Raw genomic sequence first — 13,075 nt, 5'->3', positions numbered from 1 at the left:
CTTGCCATAGTTTGTAGCAGTAAAAAGAAATATCTATGGACGGCGTATTTAGCACCAGTGAAATCAAGGGAGGTACATCTTCTTCTGATCAGGGATGACGCATCTCGAAATTTTATTAACGTCTATACTTAATATCCGTTAATGGAGGATTTCATATGTGTGGACGCTTCACTCAATACGAACCCCGATCTCATTACATTGAAGTCCTCTCGCCCGATAAAGAGATCGCCAGTGGCTTGGATGACATCCCACTCGATCGTTACAATGTTGCGCCTGGTACACGCGTTCTGCTACTCAATCAGCGCGACGATAAAATCTATCTCGATCCTGTTAAATGGGGATATCAACCCGGCTGGGCGAAGGAGTCAAAACGGCCACCGATGATTAATGCTCGTGTTGAGACCGTTGCAACGAGCCGGATGTTTAAACCACTCTTTGAGCACGGCCGCGCGATTGTGATGGCAGATGGATGGTATGAATGGAAGAAAGGCCCTACTGATGCGAAAATTAAGCAGCCCTATTTTATCTACCACAAATCACATACACCATTATTCTTAGCGGCCATAAGCCGGTATCACCCTGATGTGGCAGAAACACCTGAGGATGACGGGTTTGTGATTGTTACCGCTGCAAGCGATGAAGGATTATTAGATATCCATGACCGCCGACCGCTCGTACTTGATCCCGAACAAGCGCTGGAATGGCTGGACGGAGACACTCTTCCTGAGCGCGCGCTGGAAATAGCGGAAAAGGAGTCCGTATCGCCTTCAAGATTCGCCTGGCATCCTGTTATGAAAAAGGTCGGAAGCATTAGGAACAACGGCCCGGAGCTGATTGAACAAATATCTGACCCGCTGGTTTAGACTCTTACGCGCATCAAATCACTGAAGCGTGTCGTGTAAGCTGGCGAGAGCATCTGACGCTTCATCTCCCAACTTTTCTGAATACCTTGTCCGGCAAACCATACGCGTCCCTTTCCGCTGTGATTGATGCCATCCAGCACAGCCATCAATTGCTCACTGTTAGAGCGCGGCTTGTACTCATCGAAAAGACCAAGCTGTGCGACGCCCTGACTGTAGAAATCCCCTAACATCACACCGCATTTCTGGAACCTGTGGCCGTCCTGCCAGATCGCATCAAGGCATTTGGTTGCGGCGGCAACGATATCCCGACTATCTTGTGTCGGTATCTGTAATTTAGTGCCAGCTGTTTTACCGTAGTAAACCTCATTCACGGCAAATGGGCTCGTTTTGACGAATGCTGAAATATGGCGACAGTACTGATGCTCTCCACGAAGCTTTTCTGCTGCACGTACTGCATGACTGCAGATTGCTTCACGCATTAAGTCGTATTCAGACACTCTATCGCCAAACGATCGTGAGCAGATGATCTGCTGCTTGGTTGGAGCAAACTCCTCAAGCTCTAAGCAAGGCTCCCCACGTAGTTCTCTCACAGTTCTCTCTAAAACTATGTTGAAATGCTTGCGGATCAGCGGCGTAGGCGTATCTGCAAGCTGGAGTGCGGTTTTAATTCCCATGTCGTTCAGCTTTTTTGAAATTTTGCGTCCGATTCCCCAAACCTCACCAACCTCGACAAGAGCCATCAGTTTTCTTTGACGAGCAAGTAACGATAAATCAACGACACCGCCGGTCTTTGTCCACTTCTTTGCAGCATAATTAGCAAGTTTGGCGAGGGTCTTAGTCGGGGCAATTCCAACGCCTACGGTCAAACCGGTCCACTGAAGAACCTTGGCCCTCACTTCACGGCCAAACTCTTCTAAATCCCGGCAATTACTAACCCCTTGCAGATTCATGAATGCTTCGTCTATTGAATAGACTTCCACGGCTGGAGACATTTCTTCCAGAACGGTCATAACCCGTGAGCTCATGTCTGCGTAAAGCGCGTAGTTACTGCTGAATGTAACAACCTTGTGCTTTTCGAAGATGTCACGCATCTTGAAGAATGGATCGCCCATACGGATACCTAATTTTTTTGCTTCCATACTGCGAGCTATTACGCAACCATCGTTGTTACTTAAAACGACGACAGGTCGTCCGCGTAAGTCAGGGCGAAACACCGTTTCGCAACTGGCATAGAAGCTGTTCACATCCGCCAGCGCAAACATTATTGAAACCCGTTGATGCTAAATGTGACAACGCCGAAAACTTCCAGCTCATCCCCACCGTCATGAAGAACTATCGGAGGGAAATCAGGATTCATAGGGATGAGCTGAACAACCGGGTGCAAGCAAAGGCGCTTGACCGTGTACTCACCTGCCAGAGATGCGATGATGATATCTCCATGCTTTGCCTGCAGGCTGCGGTCTACGACAAGAAGTGATCCTTCGTAGATTCCGGCATCAACCATCGACATGCCAGTCGCCATGACAAAGTAGGTTGCTGCGGGGTGACTTATACAAAGCTCATTCAAATCAATGCCTTTTTCTATATAATCCTGCGCGGGCGAAGGAAATCCTGCCTGAACCCTGTCCTGAAAAAAAGGTATCAAAAGTTTCAATGGGTCCGGGGTTGGATAAAAAACGGTCATAAGGCGCCTCACGATTATACTGTTTATGCATACAGTATAATCATGAGTGTTTTAGATTGTGAAGCGCGGTGATTTAGAAAAATCTTAGGTTGATGATCAACAAGGAAAGAATTTAAGAGGCCTCTACAGCAGGATAGGGCATTCCATATGCGGTTTTACTACCTTAGATTTCATGCTCATCAGCCAAACTAACGAATGGCAATTATTGATCTCACTCAAGATGCAATCGAGTCTGTTGAAAATAATTATTTTAAACAGCAAGTTAGTTTGTTATCGGAGCTTAAACTTTATACTTTACGGATGTAACGGTATAGGGTTTCTCTACTTATACCGAACTGTTTCGCGAGATGAGTCTTGTTCTGACCTTCAGAGGCCAGTTGTTTTATCTTCTCAATTCCCTGCGCATCTAAAGTTTTTTTACGTCCTCGATATACGCCACGCTTTTTTGCTAAATCGATCCCTTCTCTTTGCCGTTCTTTGATGAGCGAACGTTCAAATTCAGCAAATGCACCCATCACCGAAAGAAGTAGTTGGGCAATCGGTGAATCATCGCCGCTGAAGGTCAGCCCTTCTTTAATAAACTGGACTCGTGCGCCTTTGGCAGTTAATTCCTTTACCAGGCTGCGTAGATTATCAAGGTTCCTGGCAAGTCGATCCATACTGTGGATTATTATGGTATCCCCTTCTCGGGCAAACGATAGCAAAAGCTTCAGCTCTGGTCGGTTAGTATCTTTCCCAGAAACCTTATCGATAAAAATCTTATCAAGGTGGAGCCCATTCAGTTGGCGCTCAACAGATTGCTCTTCAGAACTAACGCGTACATAACCAATTCGTTGCCCTTGCATTAGTTTCCCCTCTAAAAATGTCATATTGGGGTGTACTCTAAAGTGATGTCTTAAGAGATCATCAAAGATGTGTATCTGGGGTTCTGAAAATATTTTGTTGACACAATTTGCTTGAACTCATAGAACCTAATATGACATTTCGTTTTTTTACCTATGGAGCACCAAACGTACAAAATTTATCATGGTGCAATAATGCTGTTAGGTTAGGGAGAGATAGAATGAGCAAGTTTGATAAAGTGGACTTAGCATATGATTTCTTGGTTTTGAGAGAACGGAACCAAGAGTCATTTACCATAGAAGAATTGGCGGCGGCTACTGGATGGAAAGTAAAAACCTGCAAGACTTATCCTACAAAAACATGGAATAAATTTATATCTAGAGATGGGGAACAATATACAACTCTTGGGATAAAATATCTTAGCAAGGAAGATTTTCGTCATGTTAATACCCAAAAGAATATGGATTCAATTCCGCAATCAGAGCGAAGCATTAATCTAAAAAAGGCCAGAGAGTTTGCGCTACTCGCTGTGGCTACATATAACAACCCTTTTACTGAATTTAAAACATATGGTTTCATTGTTAACATTGTTATAGCGTACACATCTTTATTCCATGCTATTTTTGCCAAAAATGGTACTCCATATAATTATCTCGAAGAAGATGGGAGGCCTAAATTAGTCGATGGCGAAGAGAAAGCTTGGGAGTTAAAAACTTGTTGTCAAGAGTATTGGCCTGGTGTTGAATCTGCCGAAAAGGCAAACTTAATCTTCCTTATTGGGTTGAGAAACATAATAGAGCATCGAGGACTACCCGCTGTTGATTTATTAACGTTTGGCGAATGCCAAGCTGCAATAAATAACTTTGAGAACTTAGTTATAAAAGAGTTTGGTGAAACGAGTGCTTTGATGATTAATTTAGCTCTTGCAATGCAATTGACGAGAGCAACCCAACAGGCACAAATTGATGCAATTAAACAATTCCAGACTGAGAATTTTAATGTTGTTAAAAAATTCATGGAGGATTATAAAAGTGAACTGTCAGATGAAATAGTCCAAAGCCAACAGTATAGGCTTAGGGCATTGTTAGTGCCCTTGGTGGGCAAAAATGCCAAGCAATCAGATTTGGCAATTGAATTCATAAATGTTAGTAATCTCAGTGAGGAGGAAATAGAAACATACGAGTCTGGGATTGCATTTATAAAGAACGTGGAAAATCAGTTCAAATTGAAGCCGACGCGAGTTGTTGCATTAGTACAAAGAAAAGAGAGAAACTTTAACATTACAACTCATACGAAATTTTGGAAATATTATGATGCCAGGCCGAGTGGTAATGATAAAAAATATAAAGGAAAATATAGCGGCTATGTCGAAGGTTTCGATGGATATTTATATTGCCAAGAATGGGTACGCTTTATTCATGAGGTTTATAAAGATAAAACTGAGTTAGAAAAAGTTCTTCGCTCCTAGTAAGGAGCGCTTAATTCTTGAAAATCCTTCTCTAAATGATCTAAGATGTGAGTGTTGTAACGTTGCTATCTGCAACATGCCAATGCCCCAGCGATCTGAGAGGGGCGCCTTCGGGTGATCGCACTGCCAATGCCACCCTAACCTGAGAGGTGGCGCCTTCGGGCGGTACCCCCGTCAACCTTTGAGAATGGGGATCGCGATTGGATCGCGGTAAGGTCTCTTCTACTTCAATTTGCTGATATTTACGCAATTACGTTTTGCAATTTTCACTGCAGTTTCACTTCGATTTGATGCTTTGACGTCAGCTACCGGTTGCGAGATTTGCGGACCGTGGGTATGCCAATTGGAACATTTGGCATCTTCCACGTACGCATTGAGAGCAGAGGAGCGCGGCGTCACTTGCGTTCGAGTGAAACGAGTACCAAGTGACGCGCGCAGCGCACAACCGGCAGCACTGACGTACTGCCACTTCAACAACATTTCTACCATCTGACCAACACGTAGTGACGGTTTTAAAACGCATAACAGATCGTTTAACTGTCATTCAGGTCATTAATCACCCACCAACTGTCTTATCAGCGGAAACTCGGATGAAGACAACTTTTAAATTAGAGGAGGTAAATCAACACGACATCGATGGCGACACCAGGAAACTGGTGTGTGGAGGTAGACTGATGTAAATCAGCCCGGCGTAAGCCGCGAACAGGTCTGAGACCTGGGGAGCCTCGCAAGAACTCAACATTTCGCCGCCCCGATGCACAGATGTCTGTTGAGACGCAGGAAGCGCAAAATTAACCGTGTCGTCGGGGTGAGATGTTTTTAACTGAAGTATCCGGGGAGCCGGTGAGTTAGGCATTCCGTTCACCGGGACGGAATGCCTAACTCACCTTGTGTCAATTTGGAGTGTTTATGGCGAAATTAAATAAAAGCCTGGTCACACTTGCTCGCCAGGCGGGAGGCAGTTTTAAGACCGTTTCCGACAGAATGAAAATAGCCGATCGTTTGGCAGACCGTTTATTAAAAATGAATATTCAAATTCGCGATGCCGGGAACTTGAAAACACAGCATATTGCGCTTTACATGAAAAGCCGGCTTTCAGAGAACATATCCAAACGTACGTTGCAAAATGAAATGGCAGCAATCCGGGCGATACTTCGCACTGCGGGTAAAACGTTTATGGCTAATCCAGAGCATGAGAAATTAAGCAACGCGGCGTTAGGTATTTCAGGGACCAGCCGAGAGGGTACCAAAGTCGCTATTCCTGATGATGTATATAAAGAGACTCTTGATAAAATTCGTGAAGTCGATGCGGGTGCTGCGATCGCCGTGGAATTATCGCGTCATCTTGGTTTACGTACGGAAGAAACGATGCAATCTGTTAAGTCATTAATGACCTGGCAAAAGGTACTTAAGAGTGACCAGGAAAAAGTCAGGATCGTCTTCGGTACGAAAGGGGGGCGACCTCGCGATACGACGATAATTGATCGCCAGACTTTGCTTAGCGTCGTAAATAATGCAATACGCTTTATGAAAAATAACAACGGGAAACTGATAGATAAAGCGGGGATCCACCTTGCCATTGAACGATACCGCAATATTGTCAGAGAGGCCGGTCTGGTCGGTAAATATGCTCCCCACAGTTTGCGATATGCTTATTCAAGAGATGCCATGAAATACCATTTAGACAAGGGATTCAGCCAGAAAGAAGCCGAGGCATTAGTGTCCATGGATTTAGGCCATGGAGACGGTCGGGGGCATTACGTGACTCGTGTTTATAATAAGGTAGAGAGCGATAAGTAAAAAGGTTGTCGTTTGTGCAGCGCATTCGGTTATTGGGTGCGTGTTCTGGAAGTATACCTATGAGGGTGACGTTAACATGCCCGACTAGATAACGCGATCTCATTGACGACAGACCCGAGTGTTATAGAGGCTAATGCTTTGATGGCAACAGCACTGGCGACACAAATTAAAGTCGTGAGTGAAATCATCAAAGCCTATGACGAACGAATCGAAGCGCTGTTTGACACATTGCCAGATGCGGGGCTATTCAAATCACTTCCGGGCATGGGGCCGTGTATGGGCCCACGGATGCTTGCTGCACTTGGTGATAACCGTGACCGGTTTAACAGGGCTGAAGAAATTCAAAACTACGCAGGTATTGCACCGGTGACAGAACGAAGTGGCCAGAAATCCTGGGTTCACTGGCGATGGCAGTGTGCCAAGTTCGTCAGGCAGACCTTTGTTGAATGGGCTGCCAAGACGGTTACCTCATCATACTGGGCCAGGCTGTATTATCAGGGACTGCGAGAAAAAGGAAAATCTCACCAATCTGCAATCCGGGCTCTGGCCTTCAAATGGATAAGGATCATTTACCGCTGCTGGAAGACCAGAACCCGGTACGACGAAGCGAAATATTTGCTGGCTCTCGAAGCGCGACACTTGCCCTTACTGAAGCCATAAAAAGCTTGTCGAATGTCTCAGGGCGTGAAGCGGACCTAACCGTGGTATGTTATGCAACATTGAACTGAAAACCTAAAAAGGGTTTCATTTCCAGTGAAATTAGACAATTACCAGACCTGTAGCCAGCCAATGAGCAAAATGCCCAAAACACTGAATTTTGATTGTGATGGCGATTGTTTAAGTTGCATGGCTTGGCATGGTGATCCAGACGCAATTGAGGTCGTTTAGAGACTTACTGGCGATAAAGGTAATGTCCGTGGACGTTCATATCGTTCATGTAAGGTTGAAGGTCAACCATGAGCGAGAAAAGTAAGTTTGCAGCTGATCTCACGGCACGATGGGGAAATCACTAATATTACCGCGTGTTAATCAACTGGCAATAGGTCATTTGGTGTTTAATTATTGAGGGTGAAGTATGAATTACTATCTTGATGAATGTGGCCATACCGGTGATTTAATTAGTGATAAATATGATTTCAATTACTATAACCAAAGACTTTTTGCGCTTACAGCCATAGGCCTTACGAAATACAACCATATACTTCTATCAACTTTCATTGGCGCACTTAAAAAGAAGCATAAAATACAGGGTGATGAACTAAAAAGTAAAAACTTAATTCCCAACAACATTGAGTTTGTTATTGAGTTATTTACAAAATTGCGTGAGATTAAAGCTCCGATTTTTATAGAGTTAGTTGATAAAAAATTTTTCACAGCAACAAATATATCATACTATCAAATAGATCCTGGTTATTTCTACCCAAGAGATACCTGGTCTAAAGCTCAGTTAGCATCTGATGTTATATTCAAAAACAAGTTTGCAGAAGATTTAACTGCTTTAGAAGATACTTCTTCTTTGGAGAGATATATAGACTGTTGTTTAAACCCAACAGAGGATAACTTACGAATATCTTTCTCCAATACAAAAGACTCTATTTTTAATAATAAAGATAAGTTTGAGTATCATGAGTTGCTAATAGAATGCTTGGATATGACATTAGACGATTATCGTATTTTTAAAGAGAAAGAAGGTGATAATGCTGTTCTACGATTCTTACCACTTCCTGATAAGTCTAAATCTGGTAAATTGATATGGTTACTTCCTCATACATCGTCATTGATCAATATAGTTTTAAGACTAAATAAAAAATACAACAAAAAAATTTCAAAAATAAAATTGCATCATGATACACAAATTCAGTTGGACAGCATTCTGCATGGGAATTTATCTAACTTATCAAGATTTAACATAGTCGCACCCAATGTTAAAGGGGTTGATTACTCTATTCATTGTATACCGACTATGACATTTGAAGATTCTAAGAAAGAGATTGGGATTCAGATCGCTGATATAATATCAGGATTTGTAGTACGCTATACTTCAGATAGATTATTTAACAGTAAATATATTGACGAAAGATACCACGTGGCAGCATCATTAATTGAAGGGATATTCCCCAGCAATAAAAACCCCGTAGGGATAAATTATGTCATGCCAATTGAACTTATTAGGGAGCGTGCCATCCCTAACGTCCGGATATAATTTAATATATAGAAAATCGACAAAAATATAAAAAGAGGTATTATATGACGCCTCTTTTTATTTTTAATTGTAGTTTTGTAATCGTCATATTATTAAGAGAATTAACGTCAGCTACTGGCACAGGACGAACACTTCTTCATATGATAGATGTGAAATTAAAGCTTATGTTAGTCGCAATTAACCTTCTTTATTTTTTCTAGAATAGTACTTATATGACTTTCTTCATTTTTGCTATTCGGGGGATAACCGCCTTCAATTATCAATATATCGCTAATATACAATTTCTCACTGAGGAAATTAATTATATGACTGATTGGATAGGGGGAACCGTAATGGCATTCACATATGTGACGAATCATTTCCCCCATCGTGATTGGTAGAAATGATTGCCTTTGCGATTTACACAAATAATCCACATTAGAATCGGTCCAGATTGTAGTGTTCGGTACTGGAGCATGTAAATTGTAGGCCAACTCATGAAATATACAACTTGAACCTTCTTGATTTCTATATCCTTGATGAGGCGCATTTATATCTTTTTTAGTATAAAATTGCTCCCAAACAGCAAATTCAAGATTTATAGCACGGACTTGTTTTTCAAGTTGCGTTGAAAAATGGGATATTGTAGTGGATGTTTGACAGTAATCCCAATTTTGACGATCTGTTTTTGCTTCAAAAAAACAGATCTTACCGAGATTTAAATTATGGTCTATTAACACAACCATAGCATCTGCCCCCCAGTAACGCTCTTGAGTTGGAGGCAGTTTTTGGGAGAATGTATAAACACTTAAAGGTAATGCGGCATTAATTATCCTTCTAATATGTGAAGTCAAATTTGAAGTATAATCATTTTCGTCAACAATGTAGCCATTATAAAAATCTTTCCTAATTTCCATATCTGCCACATCGATTAATCTTTCAAGTGCATCTCTGAGATTATTATCAAATAAAGCCATACCATCTCCTCTTACAATATATTATCAATCAATAAACTGAGTGATGTTTTATATCAGCAGTGGATGATTTTTCTTTAACTAAATGTCAAAGTCAACTCGTAAGATTGTGACTTCAACTTTTCTAATGAAAAAACGATATCCTCAATGTCCGCTCTTGGCACAGGGCTGCTGTTGCAGCCCTGACAACCTTAGACTTCAATCGACTCAGAGATCTCTAACAAAATGTCCGAAATGATTAGACCATTACACATGAACACTTCGTATCACTAGACGACATCGTACTCGTCAGTCTCACTTCAACAGCAGTCGTATTCCCAAAAAGGCCATAACGCCTCCGCTTAGTTTATCTATAAACTTACGGTATTTAATGTAAGCCTGACGTGGCCCGTCAGTTGATAATAAGCACGCAACGACTGCATACCAGAGCACATCAATAACGAATGCCATTGTGGGCAGGATGATGTACATAACAGGCTGAATATTTTTGCTAAGCGCTGCGGAAAAAATACTGGCAAATACCAGCGCAGTATGGGGATTGCTGATTTGCGTAAAAACGCCAGTCATAAAAGCTTTTGAAACGCTTACTTCCTCTGTACCGGCAGAATCATTAAAACGATTTGAAGGACGACGAAACATTTTCAACGCCAGCCATAAAAGATAGCAACCGCCTGCAACCTTAAGTCCTGTGTAAAGTGATGGGACCAGAGTCAGCAGGGTGTGAAGACCTGCTAACGCTATGGCAGCAAAAACAGACGCACCAAAACCCATACCTGCAGCAACAGATAAAGCCGCCCGTCTCGAACTGGACATGGCCATTCGGGCGACGAGAAGAAAGCTAACTCCCGGGCTCATTGCACCAAACAGGATAGCTACGCCAATAGCAGAAACCGCGATCAAATCACTTGTCATTCATCTTCTCCATCATTAATTAGTGTCAGACAGCTCCCTCATTGCTCGAACCGCACACCCTATGAACTTCTCCCGGTTAACAACATAACACTATGCCAACAACGTCCGCTTTGGCACACAGCAGACAAACACCTGACGCTGAAGGTCTGCTGAGAGCGAGTAGCGGAAGTCCGCAATCGTTCTCACAGATGTTGGCGGATAAACCCATAGCAAATAATATGTATTATCGCTTAATTGGCCACAGGCATACCAATGTATGTGTGTGAATGGTCAGTTTCGTTTTTCTAAGTCGGCTAATGCATATCTTCCGCGTTCTGCTACTGATGGCGACCTATCAGAAGCCAATATATTTGCCAGATTGAATGCTTCATCACCGATGTTATTCAATTCTTTTATGAGCATTTCGCCAGCTATACGCCGAACCATTGGTGAGCGGTCGGTTGTTGCCATTCTCAAAGTATCAATAAAGGGGCGAGTTGTAGGTATTATTCGTTCTTTTAAAGCAGGGATGCGTCGCTGTATGCCGTATATTTTGTCAATCCAGTGCCATGTCAGCCCTTCAGCCCAAACAAATTTACTTTCAAACTGGCAACGATACGCTTTGGCTCGCAGGGAGGGTTGAATTGATTTTTCTGAAATCTCAGCTAAAAATTTATCCAGAGCTGTTGTGCGTCCTGCCTGCGAAAATATAGTAGCAACAGGCCCTGAAGAGGATGTTAGAAGCCGTTTTTTTAAAGCATTAATTACTTTCTCCATCATAACCACTTTCATGAGTACCTCTTTCTCGATATCTTCCATTCTCCCCCAGGAATCCCAGTAGGGAAGAGTTATAAATAAGACATCAACAATAAACTCAGGGTCAGATTCTTCAGCAACCAATGGCAAAGCATCACGGGCTGCAGCTCTTACCTGCGGAACCCAGTCATTTAGCTTACGAACAACTAAAGCTAATAAAAAACTATTTGGTGCACCACCAGATAGTGTCCTTAGCGCTCTTTCGCGTCTGAAACCATCAGCGCTACATATGTCCATCCATCTGAGTGATCCAACTTGCTGGAAATCATTATCACTTTGCTTCTGACTATACTGTCGAAGTGAATAGAAAATCTCTGCTCGAATTAATCGTTCCCATTCATCGAGGCCTTTTAAGGATAGCTTTGAGGTGGCATTGATGAATTTTGATATGTCAGGTCTTATTCTTTGATATAGGATATCGAAAGTGAGTGATTTTTTAATAGATGCAATGATTTCTTGCTGAAGGCTATCCTGCTGCAACATGAGCCAGCTTCCTTTATAAAATTTTATAGGCTTACATTTCTTTTAAAGTGACAAAGAGCTAAAGTCAAGAATCATTTATCTATCAGATTTTTATTTATATATGGTTCCCCGATTTAAAGGGGGCGAAATGCGCAAAATAATAGACTACACAAGAAAAGTCAGTCTTGAGCTTAAAGACAATGCGTCCGCTTTTGGCACAGAGCGGCCTTTCAGATTAGGTTTGGCTCTGTGCCCCTGTTGTATCAGGTCAAGTCTGAGCTAATACAGCTTATAGTACGACGTGGGAAAATCTATACGTTGACGCTATTGCCGGAGATGAGGGGATTGTGTACGATTAATTTGCTTACGTTGTCTCTGACAACTGCCAATGTTCCGGTGATTTGAGAGGAACGCCTTCGGGTAATCACATGCCAATGCCATCATGACCTGAGAGATGGCGCTTTCGGGCGGTGTTAAATCTGTTAACCTTTGCAAACAGAGACCTTCGGGTTAAGGCTCACTTCACACGTTTTACTCTTTTCGCTCTACCTCACGGCGTTTTGCCATCTAGCTTTTCACATTTTTTACTCTGCCGGGACTTTGCTCCCTGCGGGCATTGTACCCCTTTACCTCGAGGATTTTACCATGTCTTCATACGACATGACTGTCGGGCGTATCCATGCGTGTACACGTTCAACTGTCGATTTTATCGTGCTGGTTTCAGACATTGAAACGGCATTACTGTCGATACGTGCGTTGGAACGTTGTGGTATTGCGGATGACGTCGATGCTGACGGCTTCCCATCACGAACCTGGGAAATAATTTGGATCGCTAAACATCTCGGCCAGGCCTGCGAGTCCGGCCTGATACCAAATTATCTTTTTCAAAAGTATGTGACCGAGCTCGTGCTTCTTGGTCACGCTATAGATGCATACGCCTGGAGTTATGGTTTCCGTAAAGGCGTCGAGGCTGTTTACGATTATTAATTGCGTTTCACTCATGTCCTGACGGGACTATTTAACTGACCACCCACGCGGGGAAACTTCCCCCGCTGGTGGTGAAGATTTCTCCGCTCAACTGCAGGAGAAACA

Annotated in this window: 11 protein-coding genes and 1 pseudogene; 6 read left to right on the top strand and 6 right to left on the bottom strand. The window is 42.7% G+C overall.

The window, feature by feature from the left end:
• Positions 1 to 155: 155 nt before the first annotated feature.
• Positions 156 to 863 carry an SOS response-associated peptidase family protein gene (locus ACL2XJ_RS03120; RefSeq protein ID WP_187514485.1) on the top strand — a complete coding sequence of 236 codons (708 nt, stop codon included), beginning with the start codon at positions 156 to 158 and terminating at the stop codon, positions 861 to 863.
• Here the strand turns inward: ACL2XJ_RS03120 and ACL2XJ_RS03115 are convergent.
• From ACL2XJ_RS03115 to ACL2XJ_RS03105, 3 genes are all read right to left on the bottom strand, one after another.
• Positions 860 to 2,125, bottom strand: coding sequence for a Y-family DNA polymerase (locus ACL2XJ_RS03115; RefSeq protein ID WP_187514484.1), 1,266 nt, complete (start codon positions 2,123 to 2,125; stop codon positions 860 to 862). The genes ACL2XJ_RS03120 and ACL2XJ_RS03115 overlap by 4 nt on opposite strands.
• Positions 2,125 to 2,547 (bottom strand): translesion error-prone DNA polymerase V autoproteolytic subunit, encoded by a 423-nt coding sequence (gene umuD, locus ACL2XJ_RS03110; protein WP_047609079.1) that lies wholly within the window; start codon positions 2,545 to 2,547, stop codon positions 2,125 to 2,127. The genes ACL2XJ_RS03115 and umuD overlap by 1 nt, the downstream gene beginning before the upstream one ends.
• A 287-nt stretch (positions 2,548 to 2,834) precedes the next feature.
• Positions 2,835 to 3,392, bottom strand: coding sequence for a recombinase family protein (locus ACL2XJ_RS03105; protein WP_187514483.1), 558 nt, complete (start codon positions 3,390 to 3,392; stop codon positions 2,835 to 2,837).
• A gap of 218 nt (positions 3,393 to 3,610) precedes the next feature.
• On the opposite strand from ACL2XJ_RS03105, the gene ACL2XJ_RS03100 reads away from it, so the two are divergent.
• The 4 genes and pseudogenes from ACL2XJ_RS03100 (at position 3,611) to ACL2XJ_RS03085 (ending at position 8,861) form a co-directional block, all read left to right on the top strand.
• Positions 3,611 to 4,858, top strand: a complete 1,248-nt coding sequence (locus ACL2XJ_RS03100) for a DUF3644 domain-containing protein (protein WP_413725600.1) — start codon at positions 3,611 to 3,613, stop codon at positions 4,856 to 4,858.
• Positions 4,859 to 5,767: 909 nt separating this feature from the next.
• Positions 5,768 to 6,658 carry an integrase domain-containing protein gene (locus ACL2XJ_RS03095; protein ID WP_413725599.1) on the top strand — a complete coding sequence of 297 codons (891 nt, stop codon included), beginning with the start codon at positions 5,768 to 5,770 and terminating at the stop codon, positions 6,656 to 6,658.
• Positions 6,659 to 6,742: 84 nt separating this feature from the next.
• Positions 6,743 to 7,318 (top strand): annotated as a pseudogene (locus ACL2XJ_RS03090) (transposase); the annotation flags it as partial.
• A 415-nt stretch (positions 7,319 to 7,733) separates the two neighbouring features.
• Positions 7,734 to 8,861 carry a DUF3800 domain-containing protein gene (locus ACL2XJ_RS03085; RefSeq protein WP_413725598.1) on the top strand — a complete coding sequence of 376 codons (1,128 nt, stop codon included), beginning with the start codon at positions 7,734 to 7,736 and terminating at the stop codon, positions 8,859 to 8,861.
• Positions 8,862 to 9,028: 167 nt separating this feature from the next.
• On the opposite strand, the gene ACL2XJ_RS03080 is transcribed toward ACL2XJ_RS03085, so the two are convergent.
• The 3 genes from ACL2XJ_RS03080 to ACL2XJ_RS03070 all read right to left on the bottom strand — a co-directional run bounded on the left by ACL2XJ_RS03080 (position 9,029) and on the right by ACL2XJ_RS03070 (position 12,004).
• Complete coding sequence (locus ACL2XJ_RS03080; protein WP_413725597.1) at positions 9,029 to 9,817, bottom strand: hypothetical protein; 789 nt, start codon at positions 9,815 to 9,817, stop codon at positions 9,029 to 9,031.
• Positions 9,818 to 10,108: 291 nt separating this feature from the next.
• Positions 10,109 to 10,726, bottom strand: coding sequence for a LysE family translocator (locus tag ACL2XJ_RS03075; RefSeq protein ID WP_055773908.1), 618 nt, complete (start codon positions 10,724 to 10,726; stop codon positions 10,109 to 10,111).
• A gap of 270 nt (positions 10,727 to 10,996) precedes the next feature.
• Positions 10,997 to 12,004 (bottom strand): hypothetical protein, encoded by a 1,008-nt coding sequence (locus ACL2XJ_RS03070; RefSeq protein ID WP_013576003.1) that lies wholly within the window; start codon positions 12,002 to 12,004, stop codon positions 10,997 to 10,999.
• A 624-nt stretch (positions 12,005 to 12,628) separates the two neighbouring features.
• Between ACL2XJ_RS03070 and ACL2XJ_RS03065 the strand changes: the two genes are divergently transcribed.
• Positions 12,629 to 12,970, top strand: coding sequence for a hypothetical protein (locus ACL2XJ_RS03065; protein WP_336369277.1), 342 nt, complete (start codon positions 12,629 to 12,631; stop codon positions 12,968 to 12,970).
• Positions 12,971 to 13,075 lie beyond the last annotated feature (105 nt).

Origin of the sequence: Sodalis sp. RH16 (genome assembly GCF_047324245.1) — a bacterium.
Classification (GTDB): Bacteria; Pseudomonadota; Gammaproteobacteria; order Enterobacterales; family Enterobacteriaceae; genus Acerihabitans; species Acerihabitans ligni.
This window is presented reverse-complemented; position numbering and strand designations above follow the sequence as displayed.